The 26,042-nt window shown below is 49.4% G+C and carries 11 protein-coding genes; 7 read left to right on the top strand and 4 right to left on the bottom strand.

Annotation, left to right across the window (positions count from 1 at the left end; all coding sequences use genetic code 11):
- Positions 1-6 precede the first annotated feature (6 nt).
- From ACDC99_RS09570 to trpS, 3 genes are all read right to left on the bottom strand, one after another.
- Positions 7-708, bottom strand: coding sequence for an iron-sulfur cluster assembly scaffold protein (locus ACDC99_RS09570; RefSeq protein ID WP_022317243.1), 702 nt, complete (start codon positions 706-708; stop codon positions 7-9).
- A gap of 440 nt (positions 709-1,148) precedes the next feature.
- Positions 1,149-2,618, bottom strand: a complete 1,470-nt coding sequence (locus tag ACDC99_RS09565) for a hypothetical protein (RefSeq protein ID WP_370756654.1) — start codon at positions 2,616-2,618, stop codon at positions 1,149-1,151.
- 356 nt (positions 2,619-2,974) lie between these two features.
- Entirely contained in the window at positions 2,975-4,063 is a 1,089-nt protein-coding gene (gene trpS / locus ACDC99_RS09560) for a tryptophan--tRNA ligase (protein ID WP_370756653.1), read from the bottom strand.
- A 3,008-nt stretch (positions 4,064-7,071) separates the two neighbouring features.
- On the opposite strand from trpS, the gene ACDC99_RS09555 reads away from it, so the two are divergent.
- From ACDC99_RS09555 to ACDC99_RS09525, 7 genes are all read left to right on the top strand, one after another.
- A complete protein-coding gene (locus tag ACDC99_RS09555; protein ID WP_370755793.1) occupies positions 7,072-8,052 on the top strand; it encodes an IS982 family transposase in 981 nt (326 codons plus the stop codon).
- A 446-nt stretch (positions 8,053-8,498) separates the two neighbouring features.
- Positions 8,499-11,870 (top strand): choice-of-anchor J domain-containing protein, encoded by a 3,372-nt coding sequence (locus tag ACDC99_RS09550; RefSeq protein ID WP_370756652.1) that lies wholly within the window; start codon positions 8,499-8,501, stop codon positions 11,868-11,870.
- A gap of 162 nt (positions 11,871-12,032) precedes the next feature.
- On the top strand, positions 12,033-14,558 hold the full coding sequence (locus ACDC99_RS09545; RefSeq protein ID WP_370756651.1) for a choice-of-anchor J domain-containing protein: 2,526 nt from the start codon (positions 12,033-12,035) through the stop codon (positions 14,556-14,558).
- Positions 14,559-14,587: 29 nt separating this feature from the next.
- Positions 14,588-16,507, top strand: a complete 1,920-nt coding sequence (locus tag ACDC99_RS09540) for an Omp28-related outer membrane protein (protein WP_370756650.1) — start codon at positions 14,588-14,590, stop codon at positions 16,505-16,507.
- Between the two features lie 115 nt (positions 16,508-16,622).
- Entirely contained in the window at positions 16,623-20,540 is a 3,918-nt protein-coding gene (locus tag ACDC99_RS09535; RefSeq protein ID WP_370756649.1) for a carboxypeptidase regulatory-like domain-containing protein, read from the top strand.
- 227 nt (positions 20,541-20,767) lie between these two features.
- The gene (locus ACDC99_RS09530) at positions 20,768-21,808 is read left to right on the top strand and encodes a porin (RefSeq protein WP_044073128.1); all 1,041 of its coding nucleotides are present in this window, start codon (positions 20,768-20,770) and stop codon (positions 21,806-21,808) included.
- A gap of 367 nt (positions 21,809-22,175) precedes the next feature.
- Positions 22,176-24,722, top strand: coding sequence for a TonB-dependent receptor domain-containing protein (locus ACDC99_RS09525; protein ID WP_370756648.1), 2,547 nt, complete (start codon positions 22,176-22,178; stop codon positions 24,720-24,722).
- Here the strand turns inward: ACDC99_RS09525 and ACDC99_RS09520 are convergent.
- On the bottom strand, positions 24,719-26,023 hold the full coding sequence (locus tag ACDC99_RS09520; RefSeq protein ID WP_370756647.1) for a DUF58 domain-containing protein: 1,305 nt from the start codon (positions 26,021-26,023) through the stop codon (positions 24,719-24,721). The two genes, ACDC99_RS09525 and ACDC99_RS09520, sit on opposite strands and share 4 nt — an antisense overlap.
- Positions 26,024-26,042 lie beyond the last annotated feature (19 nt).

Genomic DNA, 26,042 nt, shown 5'->3' with positions numbered 1-26,042 from the left:
TCCTTATTATTCTTTACGTGGATCAATAGCTTTAACAACTCCCTGCTCGGCGGTGGTGCGTCCGTAAGAGCCTGTGAACTTCTTCACTGCCTCGTTGGCGTCCATACCGTTCTTGATGGCCTCCATCATCTTGCCCAGGTGTACATACTCGTAACCGCAAACCTGGTTGTCCTTGTCGAGGAACTGGCGTGTGATATATCCCTCGGTGAGCTCGAGGTAGCGTGTGCCCTTGGCAACAGTACCGTAGAGAGTACCAGTCTGTGAGCGGAGTCCCTTGCCGAGGTCCTCAAGACCGGCACCGATTGTCAGACCACCCTCAGAGAATGCACTCTGTGTGCGTCCGTAAACGATCTGCAGGAAGAGTTCGCGCATGGCAGTGTTGATGGCGTCGCAAACGAGGTCTGTGTTGAGAGCCTCGAGGATTGTCTTGCCTGGCAGGATTTCTGATGCCATGGCAGCAGAGTGGGTCATACCCGTGCAACCGATAGTCTCAACGAGAGCCTCCTGGATAACGCCGTCCTTAACGTTGAGAGACAGCTTGCAGGCGCCCTGCTGAGGAGCACACCAACCCACACCGTGTGTGTAGCCGGAGATGTCTTTGATTTCTTTAGCATAAACCCATTTTCCTTCCTCTGGGATAGGAGCTGGTCCGTGGTTTGGGCCTTTGGCCACAACGCACATGTTCTTTACTTCTGTTGAATAAATCATAATGTTATTATAATATTATAATGTATTGTGTCTCACTAATACCTTCTCGATTGTCGATAATGCAGTTTTCGATTTGTCGTTGTTGTCGTTTCCCGATCTGTCGATGATGCCGTCTGCCGGCTTGTAGCTAATACCGTTTCGAGTCTTTTCATGCCGTTTCCGTTTCCGTGGTTGGCAAACATGGCTCGCTCTGGAGCTGCCACGATAACGGTATGGCTCTTTTTACGTGGCAAAATTACAAAGAAAATCTGATATACCCCGTACCCTTATGTAAATATTTTATGTCATTCACACTATTTAGTGAGGTTTGTCAATCCATAGTGCTGACTTTGTCAAGACGGGTTTGCAAAGTGGGCGTTATCGGCTGTAGAAATGAATAATCCCCGTGGCGTCTTTCGATGCCACGGGGATTGTATTGGATGTTAGTCTGGTCTATGTCATTATCTTGCTATGCGTACGCTCTTTGTCTCAGAGCCGTTGCTCATCTGGAGGATGAATACGCCGTGCTTGCCGCTACCGATGTTGTTGTTCATGGCGCCCTTCTCTACGCAGCGTCCCTGCAGGTCGAAGAGAGAGTATGTGGTGAAGCCTTCAGCGTTAGCCTTCACTGTGTCGATAGCGTCAACTTCGCCAACCTTTGTGAAGTCTGAGTAAACAGTGCGCTGGTTTGGAGTGTAGTTTACAGTGCCGTCCTCGAGAACCTTGTTGAAGAAATCGAATGAGTAAGCCACGATCTCTGTCTGGTAGTCATAGGCAGCATCGTATGTGTAAACGTCCTTGTGGGCATAGTAGAGTTCGATTGGAGAGCCGTATCCGCTTCCCCACTGCTCATCGCCACACTTCACGCCTTTTTCATTGTAGTAGTAAACATACTTGCTCAATGAAATCTCGTCTGCGCCTTTCTCTCCGTCGCCGTTCTTATCCCACCAGCTTTCGTCATAGTAGTAGTAAGAACCGTTATCGTCAATTAGCTTGTTTGTCATGACGTCACTGCCAGATCCGTCGAGGTATGTATAATTAGCTACATACTCAGGATACTTCTCACCGTATGTAATTACATAGTCACCGTAGTCCACACCGCGATAATTGAATCTGTATTCAGTAGCGCGGCAATTGCCCATACGGAAATTGTCGTTTATGTTCACGAACTGGTCGTCACACTCTTGCCATTTCAAGTTATGGAATCTCCTAATCTCGCCCAATACGTTTGCCTGTGCGTCATTGTCCCATATCTGGTCCTCCATCACCACTGATGAAGGATGGCCGGTAGCCTCGTCGTATGTAGGAGTGATACGCTGGTTGATATACTCCTTCTTCATGTCATTGTATCTGTAGTTCACATACAGAGTCACGCGGCCCTTGTCGTCGCGGGTAATCTCTGTGCGGAAGCAGTTCTCTGGAGACATCTTGGTGAGCTGCTTTGTCACGACGCTGTATTCATACATCATGGCACCAGTCTGTAGACCCTTCACCACGTTGTCCCAAGTCTTCTCGATTTTCCAGTCGCCCTTCCATGTCTCTTTGTCGCCGCTGTATTCAAAGAGTACGAGCGTCTCGTTTCCGTCCTCGTCATACTCGTATGTGTAGCGCGAATATTTCTGGTTTGCAACCTCAGCCTTAGGGTCGTAGCTGAGCTTTGTCTTCACGCGGCCCTTCTCGTCGTAGGTGTAAGTGTACTCCTCGGCTGCCTTTTCTGCCCATCCGTCGTCTTTGTCGTTTCTGTAGAAGATCTGCTCCTTAGCAGGGCGCATGATGTCAGAAACCGCCTTCTTGGCTACCGGGCTCTGTGCTGGAGCGTAAACACCTGATACACTCTCAAGTGAGATGCGCTGGTTCTGTACAGGGTTCTGTGCATTTGCAGATTGTGCAGCGAAGATGGCCGCGAACGAAAGTAAAGTAAATATTCTCATAAGCTTAAATTTATTTAGTTGATAATTTAATCAGTTGTTGTATGTTTCTCTCTAACGTTTCCTTTCTTGCAATTTATACTGTTTTTCATCTTTCCTCATTGCAATTTTGCTTCTTGAATAACGTTCCACATGCAAAAGTCGAGATTTTTTTTGAGATGTACAAATAAAATTCAAAAAATATTAGATAAAAATTGGCAATATGATTAAAATCTTTCTTTTAAAGTGTCAAATTGATAACCTTTTATTATATGTAAAAACTCCCCATACGGCATGAAGCGCAATATGGGGAGTATCGTGGTGTCTTTTTTTGTCAGGATTGCGTTCCGATGATTGCTCCTTAGCCTCTCGGTCCGCAATTATTTATTTCTATACATCTCAGCCTGCTGCTGGATGAGGGATGCGTCGTTGAAATAGTTTATCTTCATAGCCTCGCGAACCTCGTCGAGAGTCTTTGCTGCCACTTCGCGTGCTGCCTCGCTGCCCTTCTTCAGGATGTTGTAAACCTCAGGGATGTCCTGCTCAAACTCATGGCGGCGCTGGCGGATAGGTTCAAGGCGCTTGTCGAGCACCTTGATGAGGAACTTCTTGCATTTCATGTCGCCCAGACCGCCACGCTGGTAGTGGTCCTTCAGTTCATCGAGATTTTTATACTCCGGCCAGAACTCAGCGAAGTCGTCCTCTGTAGAGAATGCGTCGAGATATGTGAACACGGTGTTGCCCTCCACCTTGCCCGGGTCTTCCACGCGCAAGTGGCCCGGATCGGTGTACATTCCCTTCACTTTCTGCTGCATTTCCTTCGATGAATCCGACAAATATATGCAGTTTCCGAGGCTCTTGCTCATCTTCGCCTTACCGTCGGTTCCCGGCAGTCGGCAGCACACCTGATTGGTAGGCAGCATGATTTTCGGTTCCACGAGCACGTCGCCATAGATATAGTTGAAGCGCTTCACTATTTCGCGGGTCTGCTCCAGCATCGGCTCCTGGTCCTCTCCTGCCGGCACGGTGGTAGCCTTGAAAGCCGTGATGTCGGCAGCCTGAGAAATAGGGTATGTGAAGAAGCCTACAGGGATGCTCGTTTCGAAGTTTCTCATCTGAATCTCCGTTTTCACCGTAGGATTTCGCTGCAGGCGCGACACGGTGACGAGGTTCATGAAGTATACCGTCAGTTCGGCGAGCTCCGGAATCATAGACTGTACGAAGAGCGTCACTTTCTCCGGGTCGAGACCTGCAGAGAGATAGTCGAGAGCCACTTCGATGATGTTCTGTCTGACCTTTTCTGGATTGTCAGCATTATCAGTGAGAGCCTGCACATCTGCGATGAAAACGAACATTTTGTCGAAATCACCCTCGTTTTGCAGTTCCACGCGGCGGCGCAGCGATCCCACGTAATGACCTAAGTGTAGGCGTCCCGTCGGACGGTCGCCAGTGAGTATAATCTTTCCCATTTTGTTGTATATTTTGTTGTTTTTATTGTTTATTCCGTATTTCGTTCCTTTGGAACATGGATTCTGCCATGCGGATTCTGTGGCGTTTCCCATTTCCGCCTTCGTTTCAATCTCATGGCAATTCTCCGCTTTGTGCATTGTCTTGGTAGCGCAACAAGGCGAAAAACTACAAAAAATGCCGATTTCATCGGTATTAACCCTTTGATATTGTAAAATTACGTCATATTTTCCAAACTTCCAAACTTTTGTCCTTAAAACAAGGATTTACAGCTTTTAGTACACTGCTCTTTAGTGGTCTTGTTCCTGTGTCTCCTGACTTGAAATTGATGACACTATCCCTGACGGAGAGACAGGGAGCAATGATGGTGACTATAGAATTGCTATTTCACTAAAAAATCGTCAAAACTGTCAGATTGTCTGGTTTTTTCATGTAGTGCTTTGATATTCAGTCAGTTGGCTGTCAGACAACTGTCAGGCAATTGTCTGGATGGTTTGCTGATGAGAGGAAGTATCAGATGGCAGGAATTCAGATGGCAGGAATTGCATGTGTTGGCAGAATCCAGAAAACAGGAATATGGATATTACAACATTAACTAATTGGGCAGCCGCCTGGCGCATTTTCTGCCCAAGTGGGGCAAGCAGCGTGCCCCACTTGGGCAAGCACGTTGCCCAACATGGGCAAGCACGTTGCCCCAGTTGGGCAGATTTTGTACTCTCTGACAGGATCATAGACTGCTGTCCATCAACCATAGGCTGGGGACACAACGATATCACGGAATGGCAAATGGGGTTAGGATGTTGTTTTTATCTGTAACCCATACGCTCTTGGTTACAACCTAACATTCCCAAAGTGGAGTAACAGATTACTCTGCCTCTGACTTCAGCCCCCTCTCGTTCTCCCCCGAAGGGGAGATGCAGGTTACTCCGTTTCTGTCATAGACTGGTGGTGCAGTTTATCCCGTTTCTGCCATAGACTGGTGGTGCAGTTTATCCCGTTTCTGCCATTGACTGGTGGTGCCGTTTACTCCGTTTCTGCCATTGACTGGTGATGCAGTTTATTCCGTTTCTGCCATTGACTGGTGGTGCAGTTCACTCCGTTTCTGTCATAGACTGGTGGTGCAGGTTACTCCGTTTCAGCCATAGACTGGTGGTGCAGTTCACTCCGTTTCTGTCATAGACTGGTGGTGCAGTTTATTCCGTTTCTGCCATAGACTGGTGGTGCAGTTCACTCCGTTTCTGTCATAGACTGGTGGTGCAGTTTACTCCGAATACTGATGACCATTGGTGGTCAAGTTGCAAAATTATGGATAACCCACTGGTAAACAGGCAGTCAAGAGTAACCAGTCCCTCCCCTACGGGGGAGGATAGGTGGGGGCTGATGGCAATATGCAGAGTAACTTGTCCCTTCCCATTAGGTAGGTCAGGATGGTTCTAATGACCGATTGGGGTTAAAATAAATAAAGCTGTATGATATTTCGATGATACATCAATGATACTTTTCTGTAAAGAGTTCGGAAAAGTATCATTGGCGTTACTCGTTGGCTTGCAGGATTTTAGCCGTTCTGAGAGACCATAAAATGATACTATGATACTTTTTCGCGGAAAAAACATTCTTATGTGTATATTTTGTGCTTGATTATCGTTACCCCTCCCAATAGGTCATTAGGCCGTTTAATATATAATTCAAATAACTGCTTGCAGTCTTTTGATTTTCATAAGGCGTCTTTCGTCTGTTTTTAAATCGCAATAGCCCGCTATTACTCATTGAAAGCCAAACAAAATCCATCCTTCTAAAAAACAAAATCCAAGCAAGCCCTAACGACTGATTTGGGTTAAAAGACAATCATATTTCGACCTTCTAAAAGCAAGCCATAGTAGTTGATTGTGATCTAAGAATTGGCGGTTTCATCGGAAAAAAACTTTTATTTTCCAACAGTTTTTCAATCAAGTGATTTTAGTTTGTATGTTACGAAGTCATACCAGGCAAGAGGTCCTAACTTATCAGAGCTGTAGCAATGGTCAAGACAAGTTATGGTTTTTTCGTCTGGCTGCCATCCACTTCTTGCATGATATTCTTCTGGTTTCTTATTGTGAGCAGGGTAATGTGATTTATCTACTTGCTTTTTTCTTTCTTTTTGTCCGTTTTCTATGTTATTGTCAATCTTTTTCCAATTCCGAATGTATACAGTCAATTCGTAAGTGACACTTTGTTATTTCTTTGTGATAAAATATCCAATATTTGTTCAATCCTCTTTCTTTCAATATGTAGCTTTGGCTTTGCTATCCCTGTATATGATTTAAGCAGAACAGGGTGTTTCCTTACATTCTGTAGCAAAACGGCAATTTTGCATTTACATTGCCCTATATATAATGTAATTGAGGCGTTGTATAATAAAAAAGCGTATATTTTTGCGATTTTTTTCAAAAAGCACAAAAAAAAGTGATATATTGTTTTGTGAAAATAAAATAAAGCAATATATTTGCAAGCGTAATAACAAAACAAGGAACATAGTAATAATTTAATTAAAGGAAACATACGATACTACTGACGAAAGCATATAAAAAGGACAAGAAATCGTGAAATCAACTTTTGTGGGAGCGTCAACGATAATGACATATTCTCCCGTTAGAGACAACTATTAACTGGCACCACAAGCCGTTACATTATTCATCAATCTCTATAGTCATAACGACTACAAATGATAGGTTCATAGTTTTTAAGGTCGAAAGTCAATTGCTAACCCAATTCAGACATTTCATCCAAAGTCTTTCAAAAATGCATCTTGACGTAGAAAAGCCGGTCAATTGAGGTTATCTGGTCTTTTACATTCCATTCCTCCACGACGCGAAACTGCGAACAGGTCATGACAGTCAGTATGAAAAGAGAAAAAACAGACATAATATATAATATTTCCAAGTACATTTTTAGCAGAAATGAATAAATTATATTGAAGGTAATGATTAAATAACATGTAACCCGTTGGCGGAATTAATTTAAGTTGATAAATATGAGTAAAAAGTTGTACATATCGCTGATTTTTAGTAACTTAGTGGTGCTCAAAACATTAAGTTCAAACCATCGTATGTACAACCTTTATACAAAATTCGTCAAAATACTTGAGATATGCAAGCAATTCTCTGAAAATCTCGTCAATGAATCGGGTAATGTTCCACGTCGTGGTCCTGTTCCCAAGTTTTCGGATTTGGAAGTGGTGGCGCTATCCTTGACGGCAGAGACCGAGAGCATTGATAGTGAGAAGTGGTTGTTCGACTATAAATTGCAAGAATACAAGGACAACATTCCCAATCTCATATCAAGGAGACAGTTCAATGACCGCAGGAAGAAAACGGCAGGCCTGTGTGAGGAACTGCGCAAGAGGATTGCCATGGAAATGGATGGCGGAGAGGAACAATTCTTTGTTGACTCCAAGCCGATAAAGGTTTGTAGGGTTGCAAGAGGAAAACGTTGCAAGATGGGACGTACCGGAAATTTCTCGCAAGCTCCCGACTTCGGCTTCTGTGCTTCGCAGAATACGTATTATTTTGGTTATAAGTTACACGCTCTCTGTGGGTTAAGTGGAGTTATCCATTCCTATGATCTGTCAAAGGCAAGTGTGGCTGACCTCCATTATATGAAGGATGTAAAACATACTTATCACGACTGTAGCATCTATGGTGACAAAGGGTATATTGGAGCTGACGTACAGCTTGACTTGTTCGAAACCGCACACATAAGACTGGAGTGTCCGTATCGGCTCAACCAAAAGGACTGGAAACCGACATTCATCCCGTTTGCAAAGGCAAGAAAGAGGATTGAGACAATATTCTCACAACTTACAGACCAGTTTCTGGTCATCAGGAACTACGCGAAAATAACGAATGGTTTGTTTGCCAGAATCATTGGCAAAATTAGTGCACTTACCATTCTGCAATACGTAAACTTCATTAACGACAAGCCCATTGGCAGAATTAAGTATGCACTAAATTAATTCCGCCAACAGGTAACATGTAGTATTTGTTCGGACGCGAACAAGAAAACCTTAGGCAAGGCATTGTGTGTCCTGTCTAAGGTTTTTTAATTTTTATATGCTTGTTATGATTGTCATTGTTACTATTTCTCTCTGACTGATTTTAATCCGTAACTTTATTGGCGGTGGTCATGCAAAATCTTCCATTTTGTATCTTTTGCATTACAAATTAATGCGACAAATTGTATTTTAATAGATTGCCTGCCGTATTTTCGCATAAAATGTTAGCAAAAAGTGAGTTTTTTTATTACTTTTGCCGATGAAACGACACGATGATACAAGAAGTCAGTTGTCGGCAGAAAGGAACAACCAGTATGGTGATTGATTCACAAATATTATTCCCACTATATACAAATATGTGTTTAATGAAATAGATATAACAATAATAATCCCAAAAAGCAAAGCCAATGAAAAAGTTTAAATCTTTAATGCTGTTAGCGGCAATGTTTGCTACTTCTGTAAGCGTCAGCGCACAGAAAGTATTGCTCGACGAGGGTTTTGAGACCGACTATGTGAGAGCTTCGGAAGACGACACTCCATTCTCGCGTCCTGTAGCCAGCGGCCAAGGGTGGACAACGGTAGACACCTACGCCGGCGAGACCCCCCAGTTTAAATGGACCAACTATTATTCTGAAAAAGGTACGATATCCGGTAAACACGTGGCATATTGCGACGGACAGATGTTTTCGGGTGCCGACGGCGCCGGACCGAGAGAGGAAATCCTGCTCACACCTGAGCTCGACCTCGACGACACCTATCAGCTGAGCTTCGACTGGCAGACCTCGCAGGTGGCATTCAGTGCCAAGTCCCTGTACGACCTGCAGGTGCGCATCGTGAAAAACGGTGACCTCGCCAATGCCGAGACGATATTCTCCATCCAGAATCCAGAAGACCTGAAAGAGAGCGGAGTGACCAACTTCGTGGGTTGGCAGACACAGTCAAGCAAGCTCGACCTCAGCGAATGGAAGGGCCAGAAGGTGAAGATCGCCTTTGTGTACAAGATGCTCACCACCAATTCAAACTCCATGGCATTGGACAACGTGCTCGTGAAGCAGTTCACTCCAGCCACTACACCAGTGGGCAAGCTCAACCTCACGAGCTATGACTACGGCAAGATGTATCTCGGAGAGAAATTCTATACCAAGCAGTTCACCCTCACCAACGTGGGCAAGAAGGGTCTGCAGATAACAGGCGTCGACATGCCTGACTGCGTTAAGATGACACTCGACCCTACCACAGTGAACCTCGACAAGAACGAGGCGGTCAACTTCCAGCTGTCGTATACCGCTTCGCTTGCCAGTCCATCGTCAGCTGACGTGGTGCTCCATACCAATGGCGGCGACCTTACCATCACCCTGAAGGCAACCAAGGAAATGCTGCCCGACGGTATGACAGAGGAAACCTTCGAGGCATATTTCCCACCGGCAGGATGGAAGAACTCAGGATGGTCGGCAACATCTACAGCCCTTGAGGGCGACCGCTCGGCAGTGGCAAGCGTAGACATGCAGGACAATTACATCACTACGCCACGCCTCGACCTCACCAATGGCGGCAAGTTGATATTCGAATACTACAACGACTTCACTAGCGAAGACGGTACTACATACCAGAGCAACGACATCAAGGTGGAACTCTCTACCGACGGCGGAAAGACATGGACCGAGAAATGGATATTCCCATACCAAGATGTCAGCAAGAGCAACGTGAAGGTGACACAGACCGTTGACCTCGGCACAGGAACAGACAACTCATACGTGCGCTGGGTGAACACCGGCGTGACATCAAACGACGGCGACGTGCCGGAGTGCAGCAACTTCTATCTCGACCGTATCCTCCTTCCTGCACTCTACGGACAGGACGGCGTGCCAGACACCTGCAAGGTGGTGACACCTAAGGACAAGGCAACAGACATCTATCCTAAGGACATCAAGCTCGAATGGACACCGGCATTGTTCGCCGAGGGCTACAACCTCTACGTGGGAACAGCCGAAGGCGTTTACAACGTGATCGACGGACAGAACGTGGGCAACGTGCTCACCTATACACTCCCTACAGCCGACTATGAGACTACATACTACTGGAAGGTAGTGGCATACAACACTGCAGGTCAGGCAACGAAATCTCAGGAATGGCGCTTCACCACACAGAAAGACGCTTCGGTTGCCGACTATCCATATACCGAGGACTTCAGTGGCGACAATCTGCCGACAGGCTGGACCACAGAAGGCGAGTCGCAGTATAACCGCGAATGGAGCGTCAATACAGTATCAGGCAATCCAATGCCATGCCTCTATGCCACATGGCTCAATAACGGAGAGCATATCTCAGTGTCAACACAGGAGTTCAAGCTCCCTGCCAACAAGACCATGGCAATATCATTCGACTGGGGCGACCGTCATCCTGTAGACCTCGTGGCAGATGCGAGCGGCATTGAAAAGAAAGTAAACATAGAGCCTAACAACGGCGTTGAGAAGCTGACCTTCGAAATCTATGCCGACGGTGAATGGAAAGAACTCTCTTACATGTCAACAGACTGGGCGAAGGAGAAGATCTACTGGATCAGAGAGTCGTTCGACCTCGCAGAATACGCAGGCAAGACAGTGAAGTTCCGCTGGACACACTACAGCTACAGCGGCAAGGATTCAGGCGGAGCTCTCGACAATGTGGTATTGGAAGAGAAAGAAGGCGACAAGGCAATCTTCAACAAGAGCGGATGGAACGCAGGCAAGGTGAACTACAACATGGCAAGCAATTCCGGCGACATCTTCACACTCATCAACAAGGGAGCCAATACGCTGAAGGTCAAGAGCGCAACGTTCGCAACCGGCAACTTCGAGACATCCATCAAGGCAGGCGACGAGATAGCAGCCGGCGAGGGACAGAAGTTCAACATTCAGTTCAATGCCAAGGATGCCGTTTCTACAGTAAGCGACAACCTCACAGTGACATTCGAGAGCGGCTACACCCTTTCGCTCCCTGTTGAGGGAACAGCGTTGGCAAGCAACGTTTACTACTATTCATTCGAGGACAACGACCTCGACCACAACTGGAAGAAAGACTTCACAATGATTGACGTGGACAGAGCTGCAACATCACGCTTCACATACTACGGCACAGAATGTCCGGAGAGCGGTGGCGTCTTCGCTTTCACCATCGTCTACGAGCGTCCTAACCACAACGGCATCGCTCCAATATCAGGCGACGCAGTGCTCATGGCTGGAACACCGTTGTCGGAGAACATCACGGGCGACAACTGGATTATCAGTCAGAAGCTCAAGGCTGGAGAAGGCGCACAGTTCGACTTCTGGGCACGCAACCTGGAGAGTCTGCAGAGCGTGTTGCCATCAGCAAAGCATAAGGTGGCAGTGCTCGTCAGCGAGACAGGCAACAGCAGCACCGACCAGTTCACAGAGGTATTGCCGCTTGAGGAGATTCCGTTCCTCGACCGTGCAGACTGGAAACACTACGTCATCGACCTCTCTGCATACGCAGGCAAGGACATCTACGTGGCAGTGCGCGACTACAACGCGACATTTGCTCTCCAGGCATTCTACGACGACTTCACGTTCACCAACTTCGTGCCGGCAGAAGGCAGCAACATCCAGGGCATCAGTGCTGAAGACGCACAGAACGCTGCAGTCACAGTATACTCTCTGAACGGATCGCAGCTCGCCAAGGGAACCGGAATGCAGACACTCGACCAGCTCGAGAACGGCATCTATGTCGTAAGGATGCAGACCGCCGACGGCGTGAAGACCATGAAGGTAACTGTTAAATAAAAATCTTTGAAAATTAGTATTGGTAATGGGTAACAGTCCCGCCCCAGCAGGCGGGACACCCCGTTACCTTTTTTTTATTTTCCCGCATTTTTTGCCGCAGCCGCAGTTAGCTATGGTATAGGCAGATAATCAGGAAACAATTAAAACGAAAAACAACGCGATATGAGAAAAGATATCCTACTCCTTACGTTTCTCTTCGTCCTTTTCGGCAGTATCCTCCCGGCATCCGCACAGAAGAAGGACAAGACGCTGAACATCACCGTTGTCGCCACTACAGGCGAGAATCTCAGCGGACAGCCGGTCAGCGTGAAGCAGACCGACTACGACGTGGCATATTCAAACGTCACCCTCAATGCCGAGGGCAAGGCCACACTGAAGGCATACGCCGGAAACCACACCGTAGCCGTGACACGCGACGGATATGAACCGGCAACGACATCATTCAACATCGCCGACGGTGAAACCGAGAAAAACGTGTCGCTCACATTGGTGGAGAAGACACGCAAGCCGTTCGCCTTCAACGCCAAGCTCAATGTAGACCCGTTCACAGGCAAGAACAGCGTGGCGCTGACATGGAACACCGAAGCACCGGCATTCTTCGATGATTTCGAGAGCTATGATCCATTCACCATTACCTTCGGCGACTGGACCGGTATCGACGGCGACCATCTCATGGCGGCACCGCTCACCGGCGACTATCCCAACCGAGGCGTGATGCAGTATGCACAGATCATCAATCCCCTCAAAGTAGATCCTATATGGTGGTATTCCTACCCGGTGCTCCGTCCTTATGACGGCAAACAGTATGTAGGTTTCGTGCGCACCGCAAACGGTGAAGCCAACGACGACTGGCTCATATCGCCCGAAATCACCGTGGGCACCGACAATATCCTCAGTTTCTATGCCAAGGCAGCCGACAAGTATAACGAGGAATTCTTTGTATATATCACCACCAAGACAGACAGTCCGGTGCAGTCAGATTTCACCCTCCTCACCAAAGGCAATGCCGAGAGCGTGGACTACAAGTCATGGCACGAGATGCAGTACGACCTCTCGCAGTATGCCGGCAAGAAAGTGAAGATAGCCATACGCTATGTAGGTGAGGCAAACTCCACTACGGGAGCCTTCATGCTGATGGTAGACAATTTCTATGTGGGTCAGCCGGATTATACAGCCCAGCCGGCGGCGGCAAAGCAGCTTGCAGCCAAGGCACACAGGGCAACTCCAGATATGGCGGCATTCTCGCCGGCCAACCCCAACGAGCGTTTCGAGGTGTATATGGACGATGCGCTGATTGCCACCACTGACGGATATACATATAATATAGATGATGTGGCAGCCGGCACCCACACCTTCGGAGTGAAGGCGAAATATCTCATGACAGAGAGTGAGATGGTGACCACGACGATAGACGTGAACCACGACGGATATGCGGCAGCAGACTTCACCGTATCTTCAAACAGCAAGCTCACTGCCGACGGACAGAAGCTGAACATGCTCTCAACAGCCAGCGGCGAGACATATACCGCTGTCGTTGCCGGCGGCAAGGCATCGTTCAAGGCACTCTCAAAGGGACAGTATCTTATGAATATCGGAGGCGGCGCCTTCAAGGAGCAGTCGGTAAACATCGACCTGACCGCCGATGCACAGTATGACCTGACGCTCGAAGACAATGTAATCACGCCATACAACATCACCGCTGACCTCACCGCTGCCGATGACGGTACGCAGACGGCACTGCTGAAATGGAACCAGGACCTCGGCTTCACCGACAGTTTTGAGGATTACGACGACTTCGCAACAGGAGAGTTCGGAGGATGGAAGACTATAGACAACGACAAGATGCCGGTTTATCCGATCAGTCTTGCCGGCTATATCATCAGCTTCCCGGGTTCAGGCACTCAGTCAAGCCCTACGGCAATACCTCCTATGGTGTTCAATCCGGCCAAGACCGAACCGGCGATGGTACCTACAGACAAGGCGATGTATGCCCCTACCGGCGACAAGTATGTCATCTTCTTCTCCCCACAGTCAAGTCAGGCAGACAAATGGCTCATCTCGCCGGAGCTGACAATCTACGACGGTTATGAACTGCAGGTTACGGCTAAGAGCTATGCCGATACCTATCCGGAGACACTGGAGTTTGCCGTTTCAGAGGGCAGCGATGACCCTACAGATTTCGTGAAGATCAGCACTGCAGCCAAGATGCCGTCCGACCAGTGGTCGGTATTCACCACTCCGCTCACAGACTATGTAGGCAAGAAAGTGCGCATCGGCATACACTATATCTCATACGACACCTTCTTTGCCCAGCTCGACGACTTCAAGGTAGGTCCGGCAGCAGGCAGCGCCTCGTCGGTGGACTATGGCAACGTGGTCAACTACAACGTATATCTCGACTCAGAGAAGGTGGGCGAGCCGACCACGCCGGAGTTCACGCTCCGCGGAATCACGGCAGGCACACACACCGTAGCCATAGAAGCAGTGTATCAGGGTGCGGTGTCGGAAAAGGGTTATTACAACATAGAAGTCAGCTCCATTGGTACCATCACCTCCGTTGAGGCAATACCAGCCGATGCCGAAGTGTATAGCCTCTCAGGCCAGCGCATCGCCACATCTATATCATCACTGCCTAAGGGCGTGTATGTGGTGAAGAGCGGAGAGAAGGTCATGAAGGTGCGCTTCTGACAATTGTTTCACATTATATTTGTAAAGTCATGAAAAGAATAGCGATATTATCAGCGATGCTGCTGCAGATGTCACTTTGCGGAGCACAGGAAATCACTTTGGGTTCTATGCGAACCCTGCGGAACATCAGCATACCCACAGTAAGAGAGTTGCCGGCCGATGGTGACGGCCAACGTCCGCAGCGTGTCCTGTCGGCAACGGAGCGTACGCTCGGCTACGTCAAAGGCGACAGCATCACCACAAGAGGCGTGTATGTGGGCAAGGCAGGCACGTTCAAGGTGGGTGCCATAATAACCCCTGCCACTCTGTCTGATTATGCCGGCTGCAAGATAGTCGGAATGCGTTTCGCCCTCAGCCAGTCGATAGGCAAGTCATCGGCATTCCTATATAATATAGTAGACAGCAAGGCGTCGGAGCTCGTCAGCAGTACCGTTCGCCGCACTGCAGAAGGATGGAACGAGGTGCGTTTCAACACCGCCCAGGAGTATACCATCACCGGCAGCGAGCAGCTGCTCTTCGGCTTTGCCTACAACGAGACGGAGGATATGGTGGCAGACAAAGCGGGAGCCCTCTGTTTCGACGTCTCGTCGGCAGTCAACGATAACGCTTCTCTGATAGAGAAAGAAGGGGCTTTCTATAACATCGACGGACTCGGCAACCTGTGTGTGCAGCTCATATTGGATGTCAGCAATCTGCCGGCAAAGGCAGTGCAGCTGCAGAATCTGATGACCGGCAACAAGTATCACAAGCCGGGTGAACAGATTGACGGTTTCGTGATGTTCAGCAACACGGGTCTTGAGGCAATCAATTCCGTGCGCATCGGCTATAGCATCGACAATGAAGAGCCGCAGTATATCGACCATACCGAGGCAGTCGCCTCCGGTGCTACGGGCAGTGTGGAACAGGTGTTCGCCCTTCCGCAAAACCTCTCGTCGGGCGACCATAAGATAAAGTTCTTCGTAGATAAGATTGACGGTGAGACTCCGGCAGAAGATGCGGCGTCGATGATATACAACGACATTGTTGTCTACACCCAGTCGCTGCCGCGTCAGAAACATTATGTGGAGCAGTATAACAGTCAGCAGAGCTATCAGTCAGCCCTCGTCAATGAGGACATGAGCGGCGAGAACTCCAAAGACAACATCTGTCTCGTTAATATCTACCGTGAGAACGAGCCGTTGAATGATCCGTCCTCAGACTATCTCTTCGGCCTATATGCCTACACCTATCCGTGCTTCACTGTAGACCGCTTCTATTTCATGGCAGAGCCATACGTCGCCTTCGACGTGAACGACTACGTCATGATAATGCCCGACATCGCGGCACAGTCGGTGGAGATGCTCGCTGCCGAGGCCGACAAGAATCCTTCGTTTGCAAGCATCGACCTGAAGCCGACATTCGATGATGCCAGCCGCAAGCTCACTGTCACAGTGTCGGGAAACGTGGTAGACGAATATCCTTCAGTGCTTGGCAACTTCGGCATAACGCTGATGCTCACCGAAGACAATGTGAAGTCCACTCAGCAGGTGCTGAACGGCAACACAGTGGTGACAGACAACAACTATATCCACAATCAAGTGTTCCGTACGTATCTCACCTCTTCTGTAGGCGACAAGGTGAACATCGTAGACGGCAAGTATGAGACCACCTATAACTTCACGTTGCCAGAGATGTGGAAAGCTGACGATATGCGCGTGGTGGCACTTGCCACAAGGTATTTCGATACCGTGGACGACAGTAATTTACTTGAAGCCGACGTAACCAATGCCATGAGCACCACGCTTAACGGTAAGGTGAATGCCATTGAGAGCGTTGAGGCGTCAGCCGCGGACAATGCTTCCGACGGTGTCTATACCATTGATGGCATGAAAGTAGGGGACGGTAAACTCCCGAGCGGAATATTTGTCGTCAGAAAAGATGGCAAAACTCATAAAGTTGTGATAAAATAACGTCGATATTTTATATTTGTCTGACTTTGTGTTGCGTATATGGTTTAAAAACTATAAATTTGCAACTGGGAACGTATAAACTACAACTAATTAATATATTTCGCTTATGAAACACTTGAATTATTTATTGTCGTTTCTCATGGCATTGCTGTGGGGGACCGGTGTGGCGAATGCTGACGTAGTGCAAAACTACACGATGGATTTCAACACGTCTATTGATGTGACCGACCATGAGTTCAAGGCGGCTTCAGGTTGGGGCCATATTGCCGAGAGCTATTACGACAATGAGGAATGGGAAACCTATTGGGTTACATACACCTATTCTACTACTGCGGGCGTTGGCGGTACCGGTGCTCTGAAAGTTGGAGACCAGACTATCGGTTCATGGTCAAACTCGCAGGCCGTGAATGACTTGCTCGTTACTCCTGCCGTGACAGGAACTTCGAGCATCTATGTGAAAAAAGTCTATAGCAGTGGCAGCATCTCCTTCTACAAGGTGACCAAGGATGCCACTACAGGCAAATTCGTGCAAGGCGACAAGATGAGCGTCACCATCCCAACGCTCTCCACTTCGGAGTATGTCAAGGTAGACATCCCTGCCGTTGAGGGCCAGTATATCGGAATACGCGCTTCTCAAGTATATCTCGACGACTTTGCAGCCGAGCAGGTGGACAAGGAGTTGGCCCGTTCGCTGAAGATCACCAGTGTGACGAAGGCTTCGAACACAGGCTATAGCATCGATTGCGACCCTACCGGACATTTCACCATCGAGCTTAAGGCTACCGTCACCAACAACGGTGACGTGACGCTGAATCCTGGCGACGAGAACTACAGCCTCTCTGTTGTAGCAGTGAAAGACAACGGCATTCTCGGAACTACAGACATCGACCAGACACTTGCTCCTGGCGAGTCAGCAGAGTTCACCGTTTCCGGTACTGCCGATTATGCCACATACAGCGGCTATCTCGGATATACCGTGAAGGAAAACGTGTCAAATACTGTAAGCACAAACAGACAGTGGTATGAGGCTGTGCCATACGCTCCCGTCATGGAGCTGCGCACAAGCGACGGCGACAAGGTGGCGACGACAGACAACTTTGCCTACGGCATGGTGCAGGCTGCCACCTCTAAGATGTTCACAATCAAGAGCACAGGAGCAGCACCGCTTGTAGTCACGGGAGTGACGGTTCCAGACGGATTCACTACCGACCTGCAGTTGCCTCTCACTATCGCGCCTCACGAAATGGCGACCTTCAACCTCACTCTCACCGCAGCCACTACAGGAGTGTTCAGCGGCAACGTGACACTGTCGGCTACCGGACTCGACGATTTCTCTTTCGGAGTGTCAGGAACAGTGCTCGACCCGTCTAAGTTCTTTGTAGACTTCGAGAACCAGGAACTCCCTGCCGGTTCATACGCCGAGGGCTCATGGAAGATAGCACAGCGCAACTATTCTTCTGAAGACAACGTATACTTCCTGAGCAACGGCACTCAGAACTCTGAGGATAAGTTCGTCACTCCTCTGCTCCGTGTGGCAGAGGGAGAGAAGATGACCGTTGATGTGGCACGTACATACTTCAACACCTCCGGCGACGGTGTTTATCTGAAGGTTTATTACTCTACAGACCGCCGCAACTGGACTCTCGCCAAGAATATCAGCAGTACGGAGATGAGTAGCACACGTGCCGTGTCTTACACATATACATTCGGTGAGCTCTCAACCTTCGTAATCGACAATATCCCTGCCGGTGACTACTATATCGGTTTCGTTGCCGGCTATAGCTGTATCGACAACATCTACGGATTCCAGAAACTCGACGTTGCCCACGACCTCGTGTTGAAGGAGCAGAAGATTCCTGCCAAGGGAATGGTGAACAACACTTATACAGCCAGCATTACATTGGATAATCTCAACGCTCTGGCAGAGGCTGCCGACTCTTATGAGGTTGCCCTCTATGTCAACGGCGAGAAGGTCTGCGAGGCTGTTGAGAAACCTGAGATTGCCGTAGCAGGCACAGCTACTTTCGAATTCTCCATGACTCCTCATGAGGTGGGCACATTCCCAGTATACATTGAGTTCAAGAGCCTTGCCGACGGATTTACCTTGAAGTCCGACGCAGTCGACGTTACTGTCAGCGAGGAAACGGCAAGCAAGGACATCGTGGTAGGTGAGGCTTTGAAGCAGGACTACAACGTACCGTTCTATTTCTTCAATGCCGACAACGCGCTTGGTGCCGACACCGACATCCTCTACCCGGCAGACATGCTGAAGAACTTCGGTCTCTCTGCAGGACAGAAGATCAGTTATATCACATACACCGGAACACCGCTGACTAACAAGGATTACAAGACCCTCAACGCTTATGCTTGTGTGGGAGCAGTTGATGAGGCTACATACACACCGAGCGAGAAGGAAGACGGAATGCAGAAGACGGAATTCTTCAAGGATGCCGCTTTCTCATTCAAGACCGACGAACCGTTCATCACAAAGATAGAACTTGAAGAGCCTATCGTCTGGGACGGTGTGCAGGCAATCCGCGTGCGTACCCATGCTCAGAGCAACACCTACGTAAAGGTGAACTACGATCTGGACACAAACTATAAGACAGCTTACTACAAGAGAACTTCATCTTCTTCGTTCTCCAACTGCGAGACCCCTGTTGCAGTGTTCGGTGTGACAGCCGATCCTGTTACGGTATCCGGTAAGGTGACATGCGGAGAGGAACCTGTTGCCAACGCCACTGTGAAGCTCACCAGCGGTGAGGTCTATTACACCGCGGTTACCGCTGATGACGGTACATATACAATGAGCATATTCCAGAGCGACAAGCAGTATGTGTTGACGGCCACTGCCGAGGGCTTCGATGCTTATGCTGAGACAGAACCGGTTGACGTGTCTGCCGGATTGACAAAGGATATCAATCTCGTTAAGACTTATGTAGCCGTGTCTGGTCTCGTGACCTATCGCAAGGCACCTCTTGCCGGAGCCAAGGTCACTCTGACCGATGATGCAGAGGAGACTCTTGAGGCAGTAACTGCCGAGGATGGAACATTCAAGTTTGACGCCGTGCGCCACTCAAAGAGCTACACTCTCAAGGCAACCTGCGAGAAGTTCAATGACTACACCGCTGCAGAACCGCTGGTGGTTGAGAACGACGACGTGAACGTGGCAGAGATTGCCATGGACAAGCCGAACGCCAATGTCACCGGTGTGGTGAAGTGTGGTGATGAGATTGTTGCCAGTGCAAAGGTGAAGGTGACTTCAAAGAACACCTACGGAATGGAGACAGAGCTGACTACCGATACTGACGGCATGTTCACGGTAGCTCTTCCACAGGACGTAAAATACATGTTCGCTTTCGAGGCTGAAGGTTACGAGCCATACGCTCTGACAGACTCTGTAGAGATTACAGGCGACTACGACTTCGGTACCGTAGAACTGAAGGCACTCACCGTAGACATCGTGATGCCAGAGGGCGGATACCTCGCTTATAGCTCCGACAAGGCACTCGACTTCTCCGTTTGCGACGGACTGAAGGCTTATGTCGTTACTGAAGTGAAGATGAAGAACGATGCTGCATACGTGGTGATGGCAGAGGTAGCCAAGGTGCCAGCCAAGACTGGTGTCATCCTCGTTGCTGCCGCCGGCGACTATACCGCCCGCGTGGCTCTTGACGCCGAGGCAGTGGAGACCAACCTGCTCATCAATACCGCTGATGAGGCTTACAAGGCAAAGGCTGACGAGAAGAACATTGTATGGACGTTGGGCAGAACGACAACCGACAAGGTGGCGTTCACCACAGCCGATGATATCGAGGTGCCACAGGGCAGTGCATACCTGCGCTTCGCTGCTGAAATACCTTATATATATATCAATGAGGCTGACGTTCCTAAACTCGACGGCATCAACGGCGTTTCTGCCAACGGCGCTCTCGACCTCAACGCTCCGATGTATGACCTCTCTGGCCAGAAGGTTGGCAAGGAGTACAAGGGCATCGTGATACAGAAAGGCAAGAAATACAGCAAGAAATGATAAGGAGATACCTGATTTTCTAAGGTAATACCTTATTGACATAGCATAGATGGGATGTGGCAATCAGTTTGCTGCATCCCATTTTGCGTTTACACTTTTCTTTGTCTCTGTCTGGCGACAATATATTGTAACGGGATTGTAATGCATCTGACATTTCCCAGTAATCTTGAATCATGACCTTTGCAACCGGAAACGAAAGGATAAATGAACAAATCCAAATAATGGAAATGAAAACAAGGATTACAGCTTTAGCTCTGTTCTGTCTTCTCGCTGGAACATCAATGGCTCAGACAGAAGAGGAGAAGGACAAACCATCTGCCGTAAACGTCCACGGTACGATACGCTCCAAGTATGAATACCAGACCGAAGAGGCAGAGGGACGCTTCGAAGTGCGCAATGCCCGAATCAGCGTTGACGGCAGCCTCTCGTCAATCATCCAGTATAAGGCGGAGATAGATCTTTGCGATGAGGGCAAGATAAAGATGCTCGACGCATACACACGGCTGAAACCAGTCAGCGGACTGCAGTTTACTCTCGGTCAGTTCCGTGTGCCGTTTACCATCGACGCCCACCGTTCGCCACACCAGCAGTATTTCGCCAACCGTTCCTTCATCGCCAAGCAGGTGGGCAACGTGCGTGACGTGGGTTGCGCCGTGGGCTATTCCTTCAATGTCGGCATACCGGTAGTGCTGGAGGCTGGACTCTTCAACGGTTCTGGACTGACAAACCAGAAAGACTATTGGACCAAGAGCGTGAACTACTCCGCCAAGGCACAGTTCTTTCTCCCTCATGGCTTCAACCTCACGTTGAGCACTCAGAAGATAAAGCCCGACAATGTGGCTGTGAATATGTACGACGCCGGTGCCTACTGGCATTCCAAAGGCTGGCACGTTGAGGCTGAGTATCTCTATAAACATTATGCCGACGATGCCTTCCGTGCCGTCCATGCCTTCGACTCGTTCGTGAGCTATGATATTCCGACAGGCAACGGATTCATCCGCTATGTCACACCGCTCCTGCGCTACGACTATATGAGCGACCACAGCGACGGCAAGCGCTATCTCGACGGCAAGGTAGACGAGATGGGCAAACTGACAGTGAACGACCACCAGCGTTCCCGTCTCACCGGCGGTGTCACTCTGAGTCTGAAGAAACCTTTCGTCAGCGACATCCGTCTGAACTACGAGAAATATTTCTATCGCAACAGCGGCGTTGCCCTTCCTTCGGAGCGTGACAAGATTGTGGTGGAAGTGATGACAAGGTTCTGATGAAAATGCCAAGTAAGTCCTAATGACCGATTTTGGCGAATCTCCGGCTTCATGTGTATGGCTAAATGGTCGTGTGCTCAAATTGAGTGTCATGGATGTTTGGGCGTGACTTATTATCCCGAACTGAGGTAACGATATGGGTTTAAGAGCCATTATTTTGCCGGGCAGCAATATTAATATATCTTAAATGTGTGCTCTCTCTTGTATTTTTTCTGTCCTTCGCTTCGTCTAATGTATGTAATGCGCCACAGAGACGCAGAAAAGCGGAAAATGCCTTTGATTCCTGAAACTATGGCGGATAGTGGCAGGAAAAGAGGATTCCAGAGTAATGACAGTTTGAAGAATAACAACAATCAACAGAGAGAGTATGAAAATCAGGAAAAGAATAATCGTTTTGGCTCTTCTCGCCGTTGCCTTCATTTCGGCAATGGCGCAGAAACAGCAGTTTGATTACACGATATATGGTGTGGTGGAAGATTCCATCACGCATGAGGGAGAACCCTACGCCACTCTCAGCATATACCGCAAGGGACATGAGGAGAAAGCCGTTCAGATGGCAGTTACCGACGCCAACGGCAAGTTCAAGGTGACGTCGAAAGGCGAGGGCGACTATGTGCTCGAAGTGAAATCGGTGAGCCGTACGCCGTTGCGCCGCTTTTTCACCGTCAGCAAGCAATCCAGAAGCCAGAACCTCGGCACGCTTCTCGTCAGCGACAGCAAGACAGAGCTGAAAGGCGTGGAGGTGGTGGCATACAAACCACTCGTAAAGGCCGACATCGACAAGCTGACATACAGTGTGGAAGACGATCCCGAATCACAGACCAACACCGTGATGGAAATGCTTAAGAAGGTTCCGATGGTTAGCGTTGACGGACAGGACAACGTGAAGGTGAACGGCTCCACATCCTTCAAGGTGTATGTCAACGGCAAGCCGAACAACATGATGACCAAGAATCCGAAGGAAGTGCTCAAGTCGATGCCTGCCACGGGAATCAAGAAGATAGAGGTGATAACAAATCCCGGTCCGAAATACGACGCCGAGGGAGTGGCTGGCATCCTCAATATCGTCACCGCCGGCAGCGGAATGGAAGGATATACAGCAACGTTCTCCGGCAATGGCGGAACGAGAGGCGGCGGAGGAGGACTCTTCGCCACGGTGAAGAAAGGCAAGTTCACCATGAGCGTCAACTACAACAGCAACTTCGACAACCAGGGAAAGGCGACGAAAGTGGACCTGCAGTCCATACTTGACGATGAAGGCAACTATCTCCGCACCACCACTCAAGACGCCCATGGCAAGACAAAAAACCAGTGGCATGGCGGAACAATGGAGGCGAGCTATGAGATAGACACCCTGCGCCTCGTGTCGGCATCCTTCTCTATGAACAGGGCATCATGGAATGCCCCAGGTGTGGGTTCTTTCACCTCCGTGGCTCCATACCTCGACAACAAGTTCCTATTCAGCCATGACATCAGCGGAAAGAACAAGGGCACCTACAACGACATCAGCGCCGGCATCGACTATCAGCGATCTTTCAAGACGCCTGGCCGTCTGCTCACCTTCTCATATCGTCTGGAGAGCAATCCCTGCACGACCCTTTCAGACTATCGCTACACCAACCTGCGCACTACTGCCGATTGGGCAGACTATACGGCATTGCTGGAGGACGTGCGCAGTGATGGAGACCAGAGCACTACGGAGCATACCTTCCAGCTGGACTTTACCACTCCGTTTGCCAAATACCACACGATAGAGACCGGCGCAAAATATATCCTGCGCCAGAACAAGGCATTTGACGACAGGTATTCGGCATTGTCGGAGAGCGGCAAGGAACAGGAATACGACACCGAAAACAGTTCGCACTACAAACACCGCAACGACATCCTCGCCGCATACCTCGGCTATGGACTGTCGGTGGACAAATGGTCGGCAAGACTCGGATTGCGCTATGAGCACACATTCCAGAAGGTGGAATATCTGCTCGGCAGAGGTTCTGACTTCAGCAAAGACTTCGACGACCTCGTGCCGTCGGCAAAGATAGGCTACAAGATTTCAGACACCCAGAACCTCTCGTTCAACTACAAGATGCGCATCAGCCGTCCGGGAATATGGTATCTCAATCCGTATCTCTCAGATACTAACCGCGAACAGCTGACACAGGGAAACCCGAATCTGGAATCAGAGAAGAACCACTCGTTCGACCTGCAGTTCGGCAGCTTCGCCCAGAAGTTGAGCTACAACATCTCCGTGGGCTACAACTTCACCGACAACAGCATACAGAGCTTTCAGAAGATGGTCACCGACAATGAAGTGGCCGGTCTGCAGAATCCTACAGGCAAGCAGGTGCTCTACACCACATATTATAATATGGGAAAGACCCAGAGCGCCACCTTTAGCGGATATGCCAGCTGGTCGCCGTTCACCAACACCCGACTTGTAGCCAACACATGGGGAGGCTACAGTCATTTCAGCGACGGCCAGGGTCTGAAAAACCACGGATGGAACATAAGCGTATATGCCCAGCTACAGCAGACGATAGCCAAGACGTGGACAGCGTCGGCAAGTGTGTTCAAGATGACGCCGGGCGTCAATCTGCAAGGAAAGACGATGGGATATTTCAGCCATACGCTGAGTCTGCAGAAGTCGATGCTCAACGACAGACTCAACATCACGTTCACTGCCGACAATCCGTTCCAGAAATACTATCATATCAAGTCGAACAGCTCCGGCAAGAACTTCGCCACATCTTCTTCAATCAAGTTCATACCACAGTCATTCTCCATTGGCGTCAGCTATCGCATCGGAAAGCTGCAGAGCGGTGTGAAGAAGACAGAGCGCACAATCACCAACGACGACGTTAAGTCGGGCGGCGGCGGTGGCGGCAAATTAGGTGGCGATAATGTGGGAAGCTAAGACTTCCTCCTGATTTCCAGATATTTGTTTATCACGTCTACCGATAGATTCTCGGGCGGGGTGAGAATACTGAGAATACCGTTCTGGCGGAGCAGCGACACTATCAGCCGTTGTTCCGCCATTGTCTTTTCGGCTATCACGTGGCGGTAGTAGTCCTCGGTAGAGGAGTAGGGCGTTTCCACATATTCCTTCAGATCGTTGTCGATGAAGAACACCACGAGCAGCGTGTTGTCCTTTGCCAGTTGTTTCATGTATGGCAGCTGGCGTTCCATGCTCGCCTTGCCGTTGAAGTTGGTGTAGAGAACCAGCAGGCTCCGCTTGCTTACGTGGCGGCGTATGCTGTCGCAGAGCGACGAGAAATCGCTCTCACCGAATGTAGAGCGCTGTTTGTATAGCGACTCCAGTATCGTCTGCATCTGTCCCGGCAGCTTGGCGGGTGGCACATAGGAGTCGAAGTCTTCGCAGAAGGAGGCGATGCCCGCCTTGTCCTCCTTGTATATGGCGATATACGACAATACCAGACTGGCGTTTATTGCATAGTCGAGCAGCGTCATGCCGCGGAAGCTATGCTGCATCATGCGCCCCTTGTCGATGATGCTTATCACCTGCTGCGACTTCTCCTCCTCGTATGTGTTCACCATCAGACTGTGGCGGCGTGCCGATGCCTTCCAGTTTATGCAGCGGTAGTCGTCGCCGCTCACGTATTCCCTTATCTGTTCAAACTCAGTCTTGTTGCCCGGCCGGCGGATCTTCTTGATGCCCAGTTCGGTGAGACGGTTGCTGATGGCGAGGAATTCAAACTGCCTCAGTGCGAGATACGACGGGTAGACCCTCACCGTAGTTTCGTTGCCGCACGAGAAGCGCCTCTCAATCAGTCCGATACGTGTGGATGCGAACACGCGGATTCTGCCAAACCCGTATTCGCCGCGCTTCGTCGGTCTGAGTCTGTATTCTATGTCCTTTGTCCTGCCCTTTCCCACGCTGGCTCTGAAGTCGATGTCGCGCCGCTGGAAGATGAACGGAATCTCATCGGTCACCGACAGTCTCACGGCAAAGGGGAAACGGTTTTCTATATGTATGCCGATGATGTTGTCGTCGCCATTCGAGAATCTGTCGGCGCAGCGTCGTTCGGCGCTGATCCCCTTCTTGTGGTATAGCGCAAAGAATTCCACTACGAACAGAGTGGCGATGACAGCCACCACAGTCCATCCCACCTCGCGCAGCACCGGCAGATAGAGTCCGCCGGCGATGATGAAGATGGCCATTGTCAGTGCTATGTATAGTCTTGTCTTTAAGAACATACCGTCAGTGAGTTATCTT

The organism is Prevotella pectinovora, assembly GCF_041323955.1.
Taxonomy (GTDB): Bacteria; Bacteroidota; Bacteroidia; order Bacteroidales; family Bacteroidaceae; genus Prevotella; species Prevotella pectinovora.
The sequence above is the reverse complement of the archived record's forward strand: the minus strand, read 5'-3'. Positions and strand labels throughout refer to the sequence as shown.